This is a genomic window from Pseudazoarcus sp. NS20 (genome assembly GCF_059703745.1).
The window spans coordinates 157,409-174,876 of sequence record NZ_BAAKIY010000002.1 but is presented as its reverse complement, the minus strand read 5'-3'; the positions used below and the strand labels follow the sequence as shown (position 1 = coordinate 174,876).

Here is a 17,468-nt window from a genome sequence, read left to right as displayed (position 1 = left end):
AGATTCAAGCCGTCACATGCGTAGCCGCGCAGACGGCACAATCAGGGTCGCGCACCACGCCTATGCTGCGCCATTCCATGCGCAGCGCATCCAGCAAAAGCAAACGGCCCGACAGCGACGTACCGCAACCGATGAGCAGCTTGAGCGCCTCGGCCGCCTGAGTCGTACCGACGATACCGGTCAGCGGGGCAAAAACCCCCATGACGGCGCAGCGCACTTCCTCGACATCCTCGCCCTCCGGGAACAGGCAGTGATAGCAGGGCCCATCTCCTCGCAGATCGAACACTGAAATCTGCCCGTCGAAACGGATCGCCGCGCCTGACACCAACGGTACCCCATGCCGCACACAGGCACGATTCACCGCATGGCGTGTGCTGAAGTTGTCCGAGCAGTCGAGCACGACGTCCGACATCGCCACCTGCTCGTCCAGGGCACTGCCCTCAAGGCGCATTGCCAGCGTCTCGATGCGAGTCTCGGGGTTGATGCGATGCAGACTGCGCTCTCCGGACGACACCTTGAGTTCCCCCACACTGTCCGCGGTGTGCAGAATCTGACGCTGCAGGTTGGTGAGGTCCACCGTGTCATCGTCGGCCAAGGCAATGGCGCCCACTCCGGCGCTGGCCAGATACATCGCCGCTGGCGACCCCAGACCGCCCGCACCCAACACCAAAACGCGTGCATTGAGCAGGGCCTCCTGCCCTTCGACGCCGATTTCCGGCAAAAGAATATGGCGGCTGTAACGCAGAAGCTGGTCGTCGTTCATGATCTGGAATGAGGGAAATGCAGACGCCGCTCGCTGGAAACGGCAGGAAAAGACTACTTGTAGTCGCGCAGTTCAACCGGCGTATCGTCGTGATCGCCATGCGGATGTTGATCGTAGACCTTGATGTACACCTCGTTCGATTTCTTGATGAGGCGCTCGGGCGACAGCAGATTGTGTCGCTGGGTCTCTTCACAGAAATATACGATGGCGCGCACGAGCTTGCTGTAGAGGCCGTTGTCGAGGTGGTAACCCGCCTCGCGCAATGCATCCTCCAGCAATTCGAGAGAGTAGTCGAGGATTGAGTAACGGATACACAGGGATAAGCCCGTCGGGCCAGCCGATACATTGACCCCTTTGAGCACCTCAAGCGCACTGCGAGCCCGCTCGACCTGACCGGCCGGCGAGCTCGCAAACGTCAGTTGCCGCTCTTTGACGAGGCCTGCGCCGGGCGACGGGTGATCGTGCTTTCTGCCCGCCAGCTTGTATGCCGTTTCCCGTCGCATAGCGCTCGTCCTTGCGTTGGATCAGTCCTTATTCTGGACGATCGATTCACCCTTGAGAAGCTTGATGGCCTGAGCCAGCTGATAGTCATCCGCCCCACCCATCTCGAAACGCGGCGTAGGCGTATCTTCAGGCCCGGTCACGCCCGGAATCTCCTCACCCGGAGCGAGGGGCTTCTCGTCGATACCGATCAGGTGACCTACCAGATCGGCTTCACGCACACGGCGCGCGGACGAGCCGTTCTCGGACTCCTCGATGACGATGTCCGGCACGATGCCCTTGGCCTGAATCGAGCGACCCTTCGGCGTGTAGTAACGCGCCGTGGTCAACTTGATGGCCGACTGGCTGTTCAGCGGCAGAATGGTCTGCACGGAGCCCTTGCCGAAGGTCTGCGTCCCCACCACGGTGGCGCGGCCATGATCCTGCAGCGCGCCGGCCACGATTTCACTGGCGGAAGCGGAGCCGGCATTCACCAGCACGACCATCGGGACATCGCGTGCAAACGCCGGCAACTTGCGGATGAAATCATCACGACGGCCGCGCAGATAATCCTCCGGCGTCGCGAAGTACTCGCGGTGAGCGTCCGGAGCACGACCATCGGTCGAAACCACCAGCGTGTCACGCGGCAGGAACGCGGCCGACACGCCGATCGCACCATGCAGCAAGCCGCCCGGATCGTTACGCAGATCAAGCACCAGACCTTTCAACGGCCCTTCGGCAGCGACTCGATTGAGGTGATCGACCACCGACTCGGCGGTGTTCTCCTGGAACTGCGCCACACGCAGATAGCCGAAACCGGGCTCCAACACCTTCGAGCGCACACTCTGCACACGGATGATCTCGCGCGTGATGCGAACCACAATCGGTGCAGGTTCCTCCTGACGCATGATGGTCAGTGTGATGCTGGTGTTGGGCTTGCCGCGCATCCGCTTGACCGCATCATTGAGGCTCATGCCTTTAACCGGCGTGTCATCGAGCTTCACGATCAGGTCGCCCGCCTGGATGCCTGCGCGAAAAGCTGGCGTATCCTCGATCGGCGACACAACCTTGACGAAGCCGTCTTCCATGCCGACCTCGATGCCCAGGCCACCGAACTCACCCTGAGTGCCTTCACGCAACTCCTTGAAGGCCTCCGAATCAAGGTACGCGGAATGCGGATCGAGATTGCTCAACATGCCGCTGATGGCATGGTTGATCAGGGTCTTGTCTTCCACGGGCTCGACATAGCCCTGCTTGATGGCATTGAAGACGTCCGCGAAAGCGCGCAATTCCTCCACCGGCAGGGGTGTCGGCGCGGTCCGATCGGCCACGGCGGAAAAATTCAGGCTGATGAGAACACCAGCCACTACGCCGGTAAAGATCAGTCCCAGTTTCTGCAGCTTGCTGCGCATGACGACTCCATGAATACAGATTGCACTAGATCAGCGGCTACGCATCCAGACCAGCGGATCAATCGGCTCGCCCTTGTGCCTGAGTTCGAAGTATAAGCCCGATTCGGGCACCCCTCCGCTCGCACCGACGTTGGCGATCGACTCTCCGCCCATCACCCGATCACCCGCCACACGCAGCAAGGCATCGTTATTGGCGTAGATTGTCAGATAGTCCTCGCCGTGATCCACGATGATGATGTTGCCATAACCACGCAGCCAGTCCGAAAAAACGACTTCTCCCGCAGCCACAGCCCTTACTTCGGCACCATCCTTGGCGCGGATGAACAAACCGCGCCAACGCGTCCCACCATCGCCGCGTTGGGCACCGAAACGTCCTGCAAGTTCGCCACTGACCGGAAAGCCCAGCTTCCCGCGCAAGGTGCGGAACGCAGCACCACCGCGAGCTGCTTCTGCGAGGGGACCCGTATCAACCCGTCCGGGGGCACTCGAAGGCGCGCGCGGCGTGGCAGCGGCCTTCGCTTTGGCAGCCGCAGCCGCAGCCGCTTGGCGCGCGGCTTGTTGCTGCAAGAGCTCGATTACGCGACCAAGCTGCTCCTGATCTTCACGCAGCGACGACATCGTGCCTTCTTGCCCACGCAACTCGCCGGACAACTTGGCCACCATCGAAGCACGGCGTGCCAACACCTTTTCGAGTTCGGCCTGCTCGCGTTTCTGGGTTTCTTCCAATGCCAACAAGCGATCACGCCGCTCCGCCGCCTCGACGCCGAGGCGCTCCTGCTCTCGCTGATCAGCCCGCAGCCCGTCAATCAACTCCAACCGCGCTCGCCCCAAATGCTCCATGTAATGGGCATCGCGCGCAATCTGATTTGGGTCGCCGCCAGCCAGCAAGGGGGCCACATCACTGCGGCCATGCATGTAATGCCGGCGCAACAGACTCGACAGCTCTTCGCGACGCACCTCGATTCGCGCTTCGACTTCACGCTGACCAGCCTCGGCTGCCGCCAGTTCGCGCTCGGCAGTCGCGCGCTGACGATTGAGGTCTCTCAGGCTGCGACGCGCCTGCGACACGGCGCGCTCGGCTTCGGCCATTGCGGCCGTTTCCTTGCCATGAGAGCTGCGGGTGCTCGATATGTCGGATTCGAGCGCCCGGATACGCTGCTGCAGCGCGTCGAGTTCAGCTCGCTTCTGATCGACTTCGGCCGTGGTCTGCGCCGCGGCAGGAAACACCGTCAGGCATGCGGCCAGGACGGAACTCGCCATCAGAAGGCCGCGCGCCTTCACAACCACGCATCAACCTTGCGGACCGCCGTGACGCGCGACCTCAGCCTCGGCCTTGCGAATGGTTTCCTCGTCCGCGAGGTAATAGCTGCGCAACGGGCGCAAATCGGCGTCGAGCTCATACACCAGCGGCTGCCCGGTGGGGATGTTGAGTTTGACGATGTCGCTGTCGGAGATGCTGTCGAGGTACTTGATCAGCGCGCGCAGGCTGTTTCCGTGCGCAACGATCAGCACTCGCTTGCCGCTGAGAATCTCGGGAGCAATGGTGGTTTCCCAGTACGGCACGAAGCGCGCGACGGTGTCTTTGAGACATTCGGCGCGCGGGAAGCGGGCCCGCGGCATTTCGGCGTAGCGCGGATCGTCGCGCGTCAGACGTTCGTCGCCATCTTCCAGCGGCGGCGGCGACGTTTCGTAGGAGCGACGCCAGACCAGCACTTGATCATCTCCGAAGCGCGCGGCGGTCTCAGCCTTGTTGAGCCCTTGCAAAGCACCGTAGTGGCGCTCGTTGAGGCGCCAAGAGTGCGTGACCGGCAGCCACAACTGGTCGAGCTCTTCGAGGACGACGTTGAGGGTCTTGATGGCGCGCTTGAGCACCGAGGTATAGGCGCGGTCGAAGGAGAAACCTTCCTTGCGGAGCAACTGACCGGCGGAATGAGCCTCTGCGAGGCCCCGGTCGCTGAGATCCACGTCCGTCCATCCGGTGAATCGGTTTTCCTTGTTCCAGAGAGATTCGCCGTGGCGCAGCAGAACGATCTTGTACATGAAGTCTCGGGGCAGTGAATTGCGGAATCCCGGTTACTCCGGCATGAACAAGCTGCCCGAGTCCGGTGCGGTATTTTATACTAGTCTCCCTGTCTCGACGCTGACACACATCGCCAACCGTGAACAACCCTTCCATCTTCGAGCTGATCGACAAGCACGAGCACATCGAAACGGCCGCGCGGGCACTCAAGGCAATCGCGCATCCGCTGCGCCTGAAGATCCTTTGCGTTCTTGGCGAAGGGGAAACCTGCGTGCAGGATATCGTGGATGCCGTCGGTACGTCGCAGAGCAACATTTCACAACATTTGGCCATTCTGCGTGACAAAGGGGTACTGCAAACCCGCAAGGATGCCAATCGTGTGTATTACCGCGTCGTTGATCAGCGCACGCTGCAACTCATCGGGCTGATGCGCGAAGTGTTCTGCAGTGACCGCAACGACTGACCCTTACCCGCACCGGAGTTTCTCAATTGGAAGTCGATTTTCTGCAACGCAACATTCACTGGGTGGTGCTCGCCCTTGCGGCTGGCACGTTCCTGATCGTGGATACCATCCGCAATTTCGGAAACAAATCATCCCTCTCGCCGCTTGAAGCAACGCTCAAGATCAATCGCGACGACGCCGCGATCATCGACGTGCGCGAGCAGGGCGAGTACGCCCAAGGCCACATCCCCAACGCCCGTCATATTCCGCTGGGCGAGCTCGACCGCCGCGCGCCCGAGCTCGAGAAACTCAAGCCCGCCCCCATCATTCTGTGCTGCGCCACCGGTGCGCGCTCGCGCGGCGCCGTAGCCAAACTGAAGAAGGCCGGCTTCGACAACGTATTCAGTCTCACGGGCGGCCTGATGGCGTGGGAAAAGGCAGGCAACCCCCTGACGACGGGCCGCAAGCCCAAAGGCAAGAAGGCATGACACCTCCCGTCCGCATGTACACCAGCGCGGTCTGCCCCTACTGCGTTCGCGCAGAGCAGCTGCTCACCAGCCGGGGCGTGATCATCAGCGAGAAGATTCGCGTCGACCTCGACCCTTCGCTGCGCAACGAGATGATGAAGATCACCGGCCGCCGCACGGTTCCGCAGATCTTCATTGGCGATTACCATGTGGGTGGCTGTGATGACTTGATCGACCTTGATCGGTCCGGACGTCTCGACACTCTGCTGGCTGGCGTGGCCGGCTGAAACACTCACTCCTTCAAGACCAGGAACATGACCGAACAAGCTCAACCCGTCTTCTCCATCGAGAAAATCTACGTCAAGGATCTGTCCCTCGAGATTCCGCACGCCCCGAAGATCTATCTTGAGCTGGACGACACCAAGCTCAGCATCGACTTCAACACCAGCGGCAAGAACATCGACAACGGCATCTACGAAGTCACGCTGGTGGTAAATGTGTCGGCCGGCCTGCCCGACGGGCGCACGGTATTCCTGGTGGAAGTAGCCCAGGCTGGCATCTTCCAGCTGCGCAACATCCCCGAATCCGAACTGGAGCCGGTGATGATGATTGGCTGCGCCAACATCCTCTTCCCCTATGCGCGCGAAACCGTGTCCGACACGCTGACTCGCGCCGGCTTCCAGCCGGTGCTGCTGCAGCCGGTCAATTTCGAGGCGCTTTATCAGGCGCAGCAAGAGAAGCGCGCTGCCGCCGCCGACGAACAGGACCAATGATCATGAGACGCCACGCCCGCAGTATTGTCCTCGCAAGCGCGCTGGCACTGTCTGCGGCTGGCGCCCAGGCAATGCAGTTCGGCTCGATTGCCGAGCCCTCGCTGTTGTACGAGACGCCCTCCACCCAAGGTCGCAAGCTCTTCGTCATCTCGCCGGGCACCCCGGTCGAAGTGGTCGTCGAGCTTGATCAGTGGGTAAAGGTGCGAGACCCGAGCGGTTCCATCAACTGGATTCAGCGCAGCGCGCTGCGCAACGAGCGCACTGTAATGGTCACCGCTCAAAAAGCGATCGCGCATCAAGCGCCTGACACCTCTGCCGGCATCAGCTTCGAGGCTGCACGCAATGTCGTGCTGGATCTCGTCGGCACCCCGAGCAACGGCTGGGCTCAGGTACGCCACCGCAGCGGCGCAACCGGCTACCTGCGCGTCAACGAAGTCTGGGGGCTGTGACCGGATGCGTATCGGGGTGTTCGGCGCAGGTTCATGGGGCACGGCGCTGGCCGTAGCGTTCGCCCGAGAGCACGACGTGGTTATGTGGTCGCGCGAAACCGACCAAATCGCCTTGATGGCACAAACGCGCCGCAACGAGGGCTATCTGCCCGGCGTCGATTTCCCGGAACGTCTGCACGTCACACCCGACTTCGACGAAGCCGCCGACGGCGCAGACCTTCACCTCATCGCCACCCCGCTGGCCGGCTTGCGCAGCACTGCCCGGGCGCTCTACGGACGCCAGCAAACCACGCCGATGATCTGGGCCTGCAAGGGCCTCGAAGCCGATACGGCGCGCATGCCGCACGAAATCGTCTTCGAAGAAATCGGCTCGAATGCACCGTGCGGCGTACTCACCGGCCCGAGCTTTGCAGCTGAGGTCGGCGCCGGCATGCCCACCGCCGTCACGCTGGCATCGGCCGACTTCGGGTTTGCCGAACACTGGGTGCATGCACTGCATCAGCCCCGTTTTCGCATTTATGCCGGCAACGATCTGGTCGGCGCCGAGATCGGCGGCGGCTTGAAGAACGTCATCGCCATCGCCGCGGGCGTGTCCGACGGCATGGGCTTCGGCCTCAATGCGCGCGCCGCGCTGATCACGCGCGGCCTCGCCGAAATCACCCGCCTTGGCGTTGCACTCGGCGCCCGCTCTGAAACCCTCACTGGCCTTGCCGGCATGGGCGACCTGATCCTCACCTGCACCGGCGACCTGTCGCGCAACCGCCGAGTGGGCCTGGCGCTGGCACGGGGCGAAACCCTTGCGGACATCCTCAAGAATCTCGGCCACGTGGCCGAGGGCGTCCCCACAGCGCGATCAGCCGTCAGTCTGGCTCAACGCCTCGGCATCGAAATGCCGATCACCGAGGCCATCAACGCCCTGCTTCACACCGAACACATCGGCCCGCGCGAAGCGGTCGAGAGCCTGCTGTCGCGCGAACCCAAACACGAGCACGACTGAGCAGCACGGCCTCAAACGGCGCCGGCAAACCCCTGCTGGCGCCACGCCTCGAATACCACCACCGCTGTAGTATTGGCCAGATTCATGCTGCGGTTGGACGGCATCATCGGCAAACGCAGCACGGCGTCCGCCCCCAGACCATCGAGCAGTTCCTGCGGCAATCCGCGCGTCTCCGGCCCGAACACGAACACGTCATCCGGCCGGAAGGCGACGTCGGCATAGCTGCGCGTGCCACGCACGCTGAAGGCGAACATGCGCCGCCCGGCCAGCACTGCACGGCAACTATCCCAATCCGCATGCACGGTCATGCGCGCCAGATCGTGGTAATCCAGCCCCGCACGGGCGAGCTGCTTGTCGGACAGATCGAAGCCCAACGGCTCGACCAGATGAAGACGGATTCCGGTGTTCGCCGCCAGACGAATCACGTTGCCGGTATTGGGTGGAATCTCCGGCTGATACAACACCACATCAAACATCTACGCATCTCTCGCGAAAACATTTCAGGCGCGTGGGCACGCCACTCAACGCGCGGAGAAGGTCCGCGCAACCACGACATTTTCCACGCGAACGGCCCCTGCCCGCTTGAGTTCTCGCGCAAATGCTTCGAGGGTGGCGCCAGTGGTCATCACGTCATCCACCACCAGCACCGACTTGCCCGCCAGCTGCGCCGAGTCGGCCGAGAACGCGCCGCGCACATTGCGCCGCCGCGCCGTGCCGTTGAGCGAGGCCTGCGGCACGCCATCCCGCACACGCCTCACGGCGTCCTGCAGCAAGGGCAAGCCCCACGCGCGTGCCAGCGGCCGGGCGAGCTCGATCGCCTGATTGAAGCCGCGTTCGCGCAGCCCCCGTGCATGCATCGGCAAAGCCACGACACATTCGACCTCAAGCGACCGACCAGTCTCTGCCAGAAGACCGCTAAAATACCCCGCAAGCCCCAACCGGTGGCGGTACTTCAACGCCTGCACGAGTTGATCGACCGGAAAGGTGTAGGCCAGAGCGGCACGGCTGGCATCGAATGCCGGCGGGCGCTTGAGGCAGCGCCCGCAAACGCCGCTGTACGGCAGAGGCAAGGCACACACGGCACACGCCGGCACGGCCGCGCGCTGCAGGCCAGCAGCGCAATCGACGCACACGGCCTCATTACCGGAGTGAGCACCACACACCTCGCACTGTTGCGGCAGGACCACCTCGGCCAGCACGGACAGGATTCGCGACAGGTTTGACAAGCTCACCCCCTGAACAGAACATGCGCGACTCGCGCAGAATTGGCAAAGGAAACGTACATGACAACGGGATTGGCAGAGCAGACTAGCGCAAACCCCTCCGCAACCCAAGCGGCATCCGCCCGCCGCTGGAGCACCGCAGAGGTCGCCGCGCTGTTCAAGCGCCCCTTCCTTGACCTGGTGTTCGAGGCACAGCGCATACACCGCGAGAACTTCCCCGCCAACACCGTGCAACGCTCGACCTTGCTGTCGATCAAGACCGGCGGCTGCTCGGAAGACTGCGGCTACTGCTCGCAATCCTCGCGCTACGACACCGGCCTTGAGAAGGAGAGCCTGATGCCGCTCGACGAAGTGCTCGAGCACGCCCGCGCCGCCAAAGCCAAGGGCGCATCCCGCTTCTGCATGGGCGCAGCGTGGCGCGGACCGAAAGACCGTGACCTCGAGCCGGTGCTCGACATGGTGCGTGAAGTGAAAAAGCTCGGCCTGGAGACCTGCGTCACGTTGGGCATGCTGCGTGACGGCCAAGCCGAGAAACTCGCCGACGCCGGTCTCGACTACTACAACCACAACATCGACACCGCGCCCGAGTTCTACGGCAACGTCATCAGCACACACTCGATGAACGACCGCATGGATACGCTCGACAAAGTGCGCGATGCCGGCATCCACGTGTGCTGCGGCGGCATCGTCGGCATGGGTGAAGGCCGCCGTGGCCGCGCCAGCATGATTGCGCAGCTCGCCAACATGAATCCGGCGCCGGACTCCGTGCCCATCAACAACCTCGTGCCGATTCCCGGCACGCCGCTGGCCGGCGCCGAAGACATCGACCCCTTCGAGTTCATCCGCACCATCGCCGTGGCGCGCATCACCATGCCGAAAAGCGTGGTGCGCCTGTCGGCAGGCCGCCAGCAGATGAGCGACGAGATGCAGGCACTGAGCTTCATGGCCGGCGCGAATTCGATCTTCTACGGCGACCGCCTGCTCACCACCGACAACCCCGAAGCCAATCACGACGAGCAACTCTTCGAGCGTCTCGGCCTGCAGGCGGTGTGACAGACCTCCCCCGCCATACCTCATCGCGGACGCAGCGACCCAGCCGGAACGGGCTCGCTGCGCCCGCGACGGCCGGAGAGGGTTGAACGGCATGCAGGCGGTCTGGCTGTTCGACCTCGACAACACGCTGCATAACGCCAGCGCGCACATCTTCCCGCACATCAACCGCAGCATGACTGCTTATCTGGCCGAACACCTGGGCCTACCGGAAGACGAAGCCAACACTCTGCGCCTGGCCTACTGGCAACGCTACGGCGCCACTCTTGCCGGCGTCGTTCGTCATCACGGCACCAATCCGCACCACTTCCTGCGCGAAACCCATCGCTTCGAGCGCCTGCACGACATGATGGTGTTCGACCGTGCCCTCGCCGCCATGCTCAAACGCCTCCCCGGCCGCAAGATCGTGTTTTCGAATGGTCCGCGTGAGTATGTCGAGACCATCGTCACGGCGATGGGCATCCGGCGGTGTTTCGACGACGTCTTCGCCGTCGAGCACATGCGCTTCGAACCCAAACCGAACGTGCGCGCCTTCCGCCACCTGCTGCGGGAATACCGCCTGCGGCCGGAACGCTGCATTCTCGTGGAAGATTCGCCCGCCAACCTGCGCACGGCCAAACGGCTGGGCATGAAGACGGTGCTGGTCAGCCGCGGGCTGAAGCAGCCCGCCTACGCCGACATGAAGATTGCCTCGGTGCTTGAATTGCGCCGGGCCTACGGGAAACTGATAACGGCCTGAGCGCCCTCAAGCCTCGCCACGCAACCAGCGCGCGGCATCCAGGGCGAAATAGGTCAGGATGCCGTCGGCGCCGGCGCGCTTGAACGACAGCAAGGCCTCCAGCACGCAGGCACGCTCGTTGAGCCAACCGTTGGCGACGGCTGCTTTGAGCATCGCGTATTCGCCGCTGACCTGATAGACGTAGGTCGGCACCTTCAACTCGTACTTCACGCGATGGACGATGTCCAGATACGGCATGCCGGGTTTGACCATGAACATGTCGGCGCCCTCGGCAATGTCGAGCGCAACCTCGCGCAAGGCTTCGTCGGCGTTGGCCGGGTCCATCTGGTAGGTGCGTTTGTCGCCTTTGCCGAGGTTGCCGGCGGAGCCGACGGCGTCGCGGAAGGGGCCATAGAAGCTCGATGCGTACTTGGCCGAATAGGCGAGGATGCGGGTGTGGATGAAGCGTTCGGCATCCAGCGCCGAGCGGATACGCGCCACGCGGCCGTCCATCATGTCGGACGGCGCCACCACGTCGGCACCCGCGCGAGCGTGGCACAACGCCTGTTTGGCCAACGCTTCGAGCGTTTCGTCGTTCATGACGTAGCCGCGCGGATCGGCCGGGTCGATCAGGCCATCCTGCCCATGGCTGGTGTAGGGATCGAGTGCCACGTCGGTGATGACCCCCAGATCGGGGTATGCGGCCTTGAGCGCACGCACGGTGCGCGGCACGAGGCCTTCGGGGTTCCACGCCTCTTCTGCGTCAGGCGTCTTGCCGGCAGCATCAATGACCGGGAACAGCGCAATGGCCGGCACGCCCAGCTCCACGGCGTCTCCCGCCACCTTGAGCAGGCAATCAATGCTCATACGCTCGACGCCGGGCATGGAGGGGACGGCTTCGACACGGCCTTCGCCATCGAGCACGAACACCGGGTAAATCAGGTCGTCGCTCGACAGGCGATGCTCGCTCATCAGGCGGCGCGAAAAATCATCGCGACGCATGCGACGCATACGACTGGCCGGGAAAGCGGGACCTGACTTCATGGGGAACTCCTTTTAAAGCAATCAACTGCATAAAAACCAACGCCCAGGGAACCCATGGCGCGTAAAACACTCTGAGAACCGGATGCGCATTTGACGTCCCCCGCTTCCCTCCCTGAGCGGGAGCCTTCAACGAAGGCGTTCACCCCGGGCTAGGCTTTCTCTGCCCGGGGCTTTTCTTTTTCAGCGCCTGATTCGTCCTGCGGCAGCCCCAGCCAGCCGGCCACTACGTGCTCGACCTCATCAACACCCGTCTTGTGCAAGCTGGAGAACAGTTGCACGCTGACTTGCCCGGCCAGATGACTCAGCTCGCGGCGCACCAGTGCCAGCGCAGCCGCAGCCTGGTTCTTCGAAAGCTTGTCGGATTTGGTCAGCAGGATGTGCACCGGACGCCCGCTCGGCACGAACCAGCCGAGCATCTGCTGATCCAGCGGCGTGAGCGGATGGCGCGAATCCATGATCAGCACCAGCCCGATGAGGTTCTCTCGCTTGCTCAGGTAACGTTCCAGCAGCCCTTGCCACTGCTTGCGTATCTCGGGCGGAACCTTGGCGTAACCGTAGCCTGGCAGATCGACCAGCACGGCACCGGAGTTCAGGCGGAAGAAGTTGATCAGTTGCGTGCGGCCCGGCGTCTTCGAGACATAAGCCAAGCGCACATGCCCAGCCAAGGTGTTGATTGCGCTGGACTTTCCGGCATTCGAGCGACCGGCAAAGGCGATCTCTGCCCCGTTCGGTGGCGGAAGGCCGGACGTCTTGGCAATGGAAATTTCGAAGCGGGCGTTACGGAATATGGGCATCTGGAAGGGTCGCCGCGCAAGGCCCGGCTGAGGTGGAATAATTCGGGGCTTCGCGCATACACGGCGAGTTCATATAGAATACCGCGTTTGTGTATCCGCTCACAGCTTTCAGAGGACCCTCATGATCAAGCGTTCCCTTCTGCTTTCGCTGCTCCTGGTTGCCGGCGGGCTCCAAGCACAGGATCAGGCTCCGGATCTCGACCGCGCCAAGCAGCTTGCCGAATCCATCTGTGCCGGCTGTCACGCGATTGACGGCAACAGCGTGATCGCGGACAACCCCAAACTCGCTGGCCAGATCCCCGAGTACACGTACAAGCAGTTGCGTAACTTTGCCTCCATCGACGGCGCCCCTCCGGCACGCAACAACGCCATCATGAGCTCAATGGTTGCCCCGCTTTCAGACGACGACAAACGCGCTCTGGGTCATTACTTTGCCCAGCAGACGCTGCAACCGGAAGCCGCCCAGAACGCTGAAACGATTGAAGACGGCCGCAAGATCTGGCGCTCGGGCATCGCCTCGAAAGGCGTCCCGGCCTGTGCCGCCTGTCACGGCCCGACCGGCGCTGGCATGCCTGCGCAGTACCCTCGCCTTGCCGGTCAGTTCGCGCAATACACCTTCAATCAGCTCAAGGCCTTCCGTGACGGCAATCGCGCCAACGACCCGGCCGAGATGATGCGTGACATCGCGCTGAAGATGACCGACAAGGAAATGCAAGCCGTCGCCGACTACGCTGCCGGCCTGCGCTGATACCTGGCAGCAATGAAAAGAATGGCGGCCTCGGCCGCCATTTTTCGTTAACCGTGCAGAACGCACTCACACACCTTGCCCGGGCCTCGGCCTCCGGCCGGCGCGCAGGCGCGCTATCTCGGCAGGCGAAAAGCCGGCCTGCAGCCGCGCCGCCTCGTGCAGTGGAGGCGGCGGATACGGCACGGCGAAATCATCCATCAGCGCGAGGTACGTCGCCTCGGGCTCCAGCCCGCGCTCCTCACACAACAGGCGAAACCAGCGGTCGCCCAAAGCCACGTGGCCCACTTCATCGCGCAGGATGATCTCCAGAATCGCCAAGGTCGCGGCATCGCCAATACCGCGCAGCTTTTCCATGATCACCGGCGTTGCATCAAGCCCGCGCGCTTCAAGCACCCGCGGCACCAGCGCCATGCGCGCGAGCGGATCGTGTGCCGTGCGGCAGGCCATCTCCCACAGACCGTTATGGGCCGGGAAATCACCGTAATCATGGCCCAGCTCGTTCAGGCGGGCACGCAGCATCGCGAAGTGCTCAGCCTCTTCAGCCGCCACCTGCAACCAGCCGTCGTGGAATTCATCGGGGAAGGCGCGGTAACGCGCGATACAGTCGAGCGCCAGATTGATGGCGTTGAATTCGATGTGCGCGATGGCGTGAATCAGCGACGCATGCCCCTCCGGCGTGACCGGCTTGCGCGGTTTGAGCCGGTCCGGCGCCACCAGTGCCGGCCGCGCGGGTCGTCCGGGCTCGAGGAGCGGCTCCGGATCATTACCGCCCGGCAAGGTGACGAGTCGCCCCTCAGCACGCCCGGCGCGCAAGGCCGCCGTGCGTGCGCACTTCTCCGCCGGGTCGCGGATCGCCAGTGCTTCGGCGGCGGCCAGATGCAGGGATTCGGTCATGGGCTCAATTCTATCAGCGCGCCTGCCCACCTCGTTTGCTGCAGCGAAGCATGGGATCAGGGATAATGCGTCGGGTCAGCCTGCAGCAAAGAGAATTCATGAATCCGCAACCCAAGAACATGCTCTCCGTCGTCGACGCCCGCAACGCCATCCTCGGGCCACTGAAGGCCGTGGATGGTTGGGAGCGCGTTGCCGTGCGTGCCGCGCTGGGGCGCGCGCTAGCCGAAGACGTGATCGCCCCGTACAACGTGCCGGCTCACGACAACTCCGCCATGGACGGCTACGCCCTGCGCTTCGCTGACCTCTCGGGCGAAGCCGAGACACCATTGAAGGTGGTCGGCAGCGCGTTCGCGGGCCGCCCTTTCAGCGGGCAGATCGGCGCAGGTCAGGCCATACGCATCATGACCGGCGCCCCCATACCGCAGGGCGCCGACACCATCGTGCCGCAGGAAGCGACGCGCAGCGATGACCAGACCGTGTACATTCCGAACAAGGTGCGCAAAGGGCAAAACCTGCGTCGCGCCGGTGAAGATCTCGAGCTGGGCGGCATCGCCCTGCCCGCCGGCACGCTGTGCGGCCCGGCCGAAATCGGCTTGATCGCGTCGCTCGGCATCGCCGAAGTCGCTGTCCGCCGCCGCCTGCGCGTGGCCTTCTTTTCGACCGGCGACGAGCTTGCCTCGATCGGCAAGCCGCTGTCCCCCGGCGAAATCTACGACAGCAATCGCTACACCCTGTTCGGAGCACTCACGCGGCTCGGGTGCGAATTGATCGACATGGGCGTGATCCGCGACGAACCGGCCGCCATCGAAGAGGCCTTCCGCAGCGCGGCCGCCAGCGCCGACGTGATCCTCACCAGCGGCGGCGTATCGGTGGGCGAAGCCGATTACACGCGCGAGATGCTCGGCCGCCTCGGCGAGGTGTCGTTCTGGCAACTGGCCATCAAGCCCGGTCGGCCGATGGCCTTCGGCCGCGTCGACGGCGCCTGGATGTTCGGCCTGCCCGGCAATCCGGTGGCCGTGCTCGTGACGTTCTATCAATTCGTGCGCGATGCACTGCTGACGCTGTCCGGCGTCTCGCCGCTGCCCGAACCGGCGCTGTTTGAAGCCACCTGCACCGACGCCATCAACAAGCGCCCGGGGCGCCGCGAATTCGTGCGCGGCCGCTTTACTTGGACGCCCGACGGCCCGCAGGTTCACATCGCCGGCAGCCAGGGCTCCGGCGTTCTCAAATCGATGTCCGAGGCGAACTGCTTCATCGTGCTGCCGGAAGAATGTGGCGATGTAAGCGCCGGCAATCGCGTCATCGTCCAGCCGTTCGACGGCCTCATCTGAACACCACGGAAATTCACGCATGAATCAGGACGCACTCAAGAAGGCTGCCGCGCTGGCCGCACTCGACCGTATTCCGCACGGCACCATCGTCGGCGTCGGCACCGGCTCGACGGTCAACCATTTCATCGACGGCCTGGCGGCCATGAGCGGCCAGATCGCCGGCGCCGTCTCCAGCTCGGAGGCCAGCACGCAGCGTCTGAAAGCTGCCGGCATCAAGGTTTTCGATTTGAACGAAGTCAGCGATGTGCCGGTGTACGTGGATGGCGCGGACGAGATCGACCACGGATTTGCCATGATCAAGGGCGGCGGCGGCGCGCTCACGCGAGAGAAGATCGTCGCAGCCGTCGCGCAGCGTTTCATTTGCATCTGCGACGAAACCAAGCATGTCGAATGCCTCGGCCGCTTTCCGCTGCCGATTGAAGTGGTGCCAATGGCGCGTGCCCACGTGGCCCGCCAGCTCATCATGCTGGGCGGTCAGGTAGTCGAGCGCAGCGGCTTCGTCACCGACAACGGCAACATCATTCTCGACGTGCATGGTCTGCGCATTTCCAACCCGGTGACCTTCGAAAGCGAACTCGACCACATCGCCGGCGTGGTCACCAACGGATTGTTCGCGCGCCGGGGTGCTGACGAATTGCTGCTGGCCACACCGTCGGGGGTCAAGAGCCTTGTTCGCACGGCTGCGTGAACTGCAACAAAACCGTCACATCGCGGTGCTAGTCTGCGCGGACTCACACTGGAGTCCACGAACACATGAACAAGCACACCTTCGCCCCCTTCGACCGCGACCTCGACGAACTGCGCCAGCGTGTCGTGCTGATGGGCCAGGAGGTCTGCCGGCAGGTACGTGATGCAATTCGCGGCCTGGGCGAATCCGATACGGCCCTGATCGAACAGGTCATCCTGCGCGACAAGCGCATCAATCGCGAAGAGGTCGACCTCGACGAGCTGTGCGTGCTGATCATCGTCAAGCACGCCCCGGCCGCAGCCGACCTGCGCATGCTGACGACCACCATGCAGATGATCACCGACCTCGAACGCGTCGGCGACGAGGCCAAGAAGATCGCCAAGGCGGCCCGCCAGATCGTCAGTGCCGACCGCGACACCGTGCCCTCGGTCAACCTGCTGACCGTCTCGGAACACGCCGTAGCCATGCTCGAACGCGCGCTCGACGCCTACGTACGTGGCGACATTTCGGCCGCGCCGCAACTGGCGCGCGAAGACAAGGATGTGGATGCGGTCATCAAGGGCATCATGGGCGACCTCGCCAACGGCATGATGAAGGCGCCGGAGTTGGTGGTGCGCTCGCTCGACATGCTGACCATCGCCAAAGCCATCGAGCGCGTGGGCGACCACGCCACCAACGTCGCCGAATACGTGGTGTTCATGGCGCGCGGCCGCGACGTGCGTCACACCTCGCCGGAGGCCATGGAACAGGTCGTGCGCCCCGCCAACTGATTCAGGCCGAACAAACAAAAAGGCAGCGGCCGGAGCCGCTGCCTTTTTTCATTCTGTCGCCGAGTGAATCAGGCGGACGGCGGGACGAAACCCTGAACCTGATCGGCACCACCGCCGAAGAAGTGGCGCTCCATCTGCTCGGCCAGATACTTGCGCGCCTTGGCGTCCATGAGGTTCAGTCGGTTTTCGTTGATCAGCATGGTCTGGTACTTCACCCACTGCTGCCAAGCCTCTTTAGAGACGCCTTCGTAAATGCGCTTGCCGAGCTCGCCCGGCACCGGCGGCCGGTCCAGACCTTCAGCCTCGCGGCCGAGTTTGATGCAATTGACCATACGGGTCATGAGGTACCTCTTGCGAATCGATGGTGAGGGACATTTTAACAGCCACAGGAGCTTGCCACCGTGA

The 17,468-nt window shown here is 63.3% G+C and carries 23 protein-coding genes; 12 read left to right on the top strand and 11 right to left on the bottom strand.

The genetic code is table 11. The annotated features are described in order from the left end of the window. Positions 1–4: 4 nt before the first annotated feature. Genes AC6H0W_RS06540 through gpmA form a run of 5 tightly spaced genes read right to left on the bottom strand, consistent with a single transcriptional unit; the run spans position 5 to position 4,695 of the window. Positions 5–763: a HesA/MoeB/ThiF family protein gene (locus AC6H0W_RS06540; protein ID WP_497576354.1), complete on the bottom strand. Its 759-nt coding sequence runs from the start codon at positions 761–763 to the stop codon at positions 5–7. Positions 764–816: 53 nt separating this feature from the next. Then, entirely contained in the window at positions 817–1,266 is a 450-nt protein-coding gene (locus tag AC6H0W_RS06535; protein WP_497576353.1) for a hypothetical protein, read from the bottom strand. Between the two features lie 21 nt (positions 1,267–1,287). Next, a complete protein-coding gene (locus AC6H0W_RS06530; RefSeq protein ID WP_497576352.1) occupies positions 1,288–2,655 on the bottom strand; it encodes a S41 family peptidase in 1,368 nt (455 codons plus the stop codon). 30 nt (positions 2,656–2,685) lie between these two features. Then, positions 2,686–3,915: a murein hydrolase activator EnvC family protein gene (locus tag AC6H0W_RS06525; protein ID WP_497576351.1), complete on the bottom strand. Its 1,230-nt coding sequence runs from the start codon at positions 3,913–3,915 to the stop codon at positions 2,686–2,688. A gap of 30 nt (positions 3,916–3,945) precedes the next feature. Next, on the bottom strand, positions 3,946–4,695 hold the full coding sequence (gpmA, locus tag AC6H0W_RS06520; protein WP_497576350.1) for a 2,3-diphosphoglycerate-dependent phosphoglycerate mutase: 750 nt from the start codon (positions 4,693–4,695) through the stop codon (positions 3,946–3,948). A 119-nt stretch (positions 4,696–4,814) separates the two neighbouring features. Between gpmA and AC6H0W_RS06515 the strand changes: the two genes are divergently transcribed. From AC6H0W_RS06515 to AC6H0W_RS06490, 6 genes are read left to right on the top strand one after another with little or no spacing between them, the layout of a single operon-like run. Then, entirely contained in the window at positions 4,815–5,138 is a 324-nt protein-coding gene (locus tag AC6H0W_RS06515; protein ID WP_497576349.1) for an ArsR/SmtB family transcription factor, read from the top strand. Positions 5,139–5,164: 26 nt separating this feature from the next. Then, on the top strand, positions 5,165–5,605 hold the full coding sequence (locus AC6H0W_RS06510) for a rhodanese-like domain-containing protein (RefSeq protein WP_497576348.1): 441 nt from the start codon (positions 5,165–5,167) through the stop codon (positions 5,603–5,605). Then, positions 5,602–5,871, top strand: a complete 270-nt coding sequence (gene grxC / locus AC6H0W_RS06505) for a glutaredoxin 3 (RefSeq protein WP_497576347.1) — start codon at positions 5,602–5,604, stop codon at positions 5,869–5,871. The genes AC6H0W_RS06510 and grxC overlap by 4 nt, the downstream gene beginning before the upstream one ends. Before the next feature lie 27 nt (positions 5,872–5,898). Further along, positions 5,899–6,357 carry a protein-export chaperone SecB gene (gene secB / locus AC6H0W_RS06500; RefSeq protein ID WP_497576346.1) on the top strand — a complete coding sequence of 153 codons (459 nt, stop codon included), beginning with the start codon at positions 5,899–5,901 and terminating at the stop codon, positions 6,355–6,357. Positions 6,358–6,359: 2 nt separating this feature from the next. Next, positions 6,360–6,806 (top strand): SH3 domain-containing protein, encoded by a 447-nt coding sequence (locus tag AC6H0W_RS06495; RefSeq protein WP_497576345.1) that lies wholly within the window; start codon positions 6,360–6,362, stop codon positions 6,804–6,806. Positions 6,807–6,810: 4 nt separating this feature from the next. Next, positions 6,811–7,803, top strand: a complete 993-nt coding sequence (locus AC6H0W_RS06490) for an NAD(P)H-dependent glycerol-3-phosphate dehydrogenase (protein ID WP_497576344.1) — start codon at positions 6,811–6,813, stop codon at positions 7,801–7,803. Positions 7,804–7,814: 11 nt separating this feature from the next. On the opposite strand, the gene AC6H0W_RS06485 is transcribed toward AC6H0W_RS06490, so the two are convergent. Further along, on the bottom strand, positions 7,815–8,279 hold the full coding sequence (locus tag AC6H0W_RS06485) for a tRNA (cytidine(34)-2'-O)-methyltransferase (RefSeq protein WP_497576343.1): 465 nt from the start codon (positions 8,277–8,279) through the stop codon (positions 7,815–7,817). A 45-nt stretch (positions 8,280–8,324) separates the two neighbouring features. Then, positions 8,325–9,029, bottom strand: coding sequence for a ComF family protein (locus tag AC6H0W_RS06480; protein ID WP_497576342.1), 705 nt, complete (start codon positions 9,027–9,029; stop codon positions 8,325–8,327). A 57-nt stretch (positions 9,030–9,086) separates the two neighbouring features. On the opposite strand from AC6H0W_RS06480, the gene bioB reads away from it, so the two are divergent. Beyond that, a complete protein-coding gene (gene bioB, locus AC6H0W_RS06475) occupies positions 9,087–10,079 on the top strand; it encodes a biotin synthase BioB (protein ID WP_497576341.1) in 993 nt (330 codons plus the stop codon). 91 nt (positions 10,080–10,170) lie between these two features. Further along, complete coding sequence (locus tag AC6H0W_RS06470; protein WP_497576340.1) at positions 10,171–10,815, top strand: pyrimidine 5'-nucleotidase; 645 nt, start codon at positions 10,171–10,173, stop codon at positions 10,813–10,815. A gap of 6 nt (positions 10,816–10,821) precedes the next feature. Here AC6H0W_RS06470 and hemB read toward each other — a convergent pair whose 3' ends face one another. Together hemB and yihA are read right to left on the bottom strand one after the other, a co-directional pair. Further along, positions 10,822–11,838 carry a porphobilinogen synthase gene (hemB, locus tag AC6H0W_RS06465; RefSeq protein ID WP_497576339.1) on the bottom strand — a complete coding sequence of 339 codons (1,017 nt, stop codon included), beginning with the start codon at positions 11,836–11,838 and terminating at the stop codon, positions 10,822–10,824. A 149-nt stretch (positions 11,839–11,987) separates the two neighbouring features. Next, on the bottom strand, positions 11,988–12,632 hold the full coding sequence (yihA, locus tag AC6H0W_RS06460; protein ID WP_497576338.1) for a ribosome biogenesis GTP-binding protein YihA/YsxC: 645 nt from the start codon (positions 12,630–12,632) through the stop codon (positions 11,988–11,990). Between the two features lie 121 nt (positions 12,633–12,753). Here yihA and AC6H0W_RS06455 point away from each other — a divergent pair, with 121 nt between their 5' ends. Continuing rightward, on the top strand, positions 12,754–13,380 hold the full coding sequence (locus tag AC6H0W_RS06455) for a c-type cytochrome (protein ID WP_497576337.1): 627 nt from the start codon (positions 12,754–12,756) through the stop codon (positions 13,378–13,380). A 66-nt stretch (positions 13,381–13,446) separates the two neighbouring features. On the opposite strand, the gene AC6H0W_RS06450 is transcribed toward AC6H0W_RS06455, so the two are convergent. After that, positions 13,447–14,274, bottom strand: a complete 828-nt coding sequence (locus tag AC6H0W_RS06450; RefSeq protein WP_497576336.1) for a ferritin-like domain-containing protein — start codon at positions 14,272–14,274, stop codon at positions 13,447–13,449. 98 nt (positions 14,275–14,372) lie between these two features. Here AC6H0W_RS06450 and moeA point away from each other — a divergent pair, with 98 nt between their 5' ends. The 3 genes from moeA to phoU all read left to right on the top strand — a co-directional run bounded on the left by moeA (position 14,373) and on the right by phoU (position 17,063). Continuing rightward, entirely contained in the window at positions 14,373–15,605 is a 1,233-nt protein-coding gene (moeA, locus tag AC6H0W_RS06445; RefSeq protein WP_497576335.1) for a molybdopterin molybdotransferase MoeA, read from the top strand. 19 nt (positions 15,606–15,624) lie between these two features. Then, a complete protein-coding gene (gene rpiA, locus AC6H0W_RS06440; protein WP_497576334.1) occupies positions 15,625–16,293 on the top strand; it encodes a ribose-5-phosphate isomerase RpiA in 669 nt (222 codons plus the stop codon). A gap of 65 nt (positions 16,294–16,358) precedes the next feature. After that, positions 16,359–17,063, top strand: a complete 705-nt coding sequence (phoU, locus tag AC6H0W_RS06435; protein ID WP_497576333.1) for a phosphate signaling complex protein PhoU — start codon at positions 16,359–16,361, stop codon at positions 17,061–17,063. Positions 17,064–17,131: 68 nt separating this feature from the next. Here the strand turns inward: phoU and AC6H0W_RS06430 are convergent, their stop codons facing one another. After that, on the bottom strand, positions 17,132–17,404 hold the full coding sequence (locus AC6H0W_RS06430) for an oxidative damage protection protein (protein ID WP_497576332.1): 273 nt from the start codon (positions 17,402–17,404) through the stop codon (positions 17,132–17,134). Between the last annotated feature and the right edge of the window lie 64 nt (positions 17,405–17,468).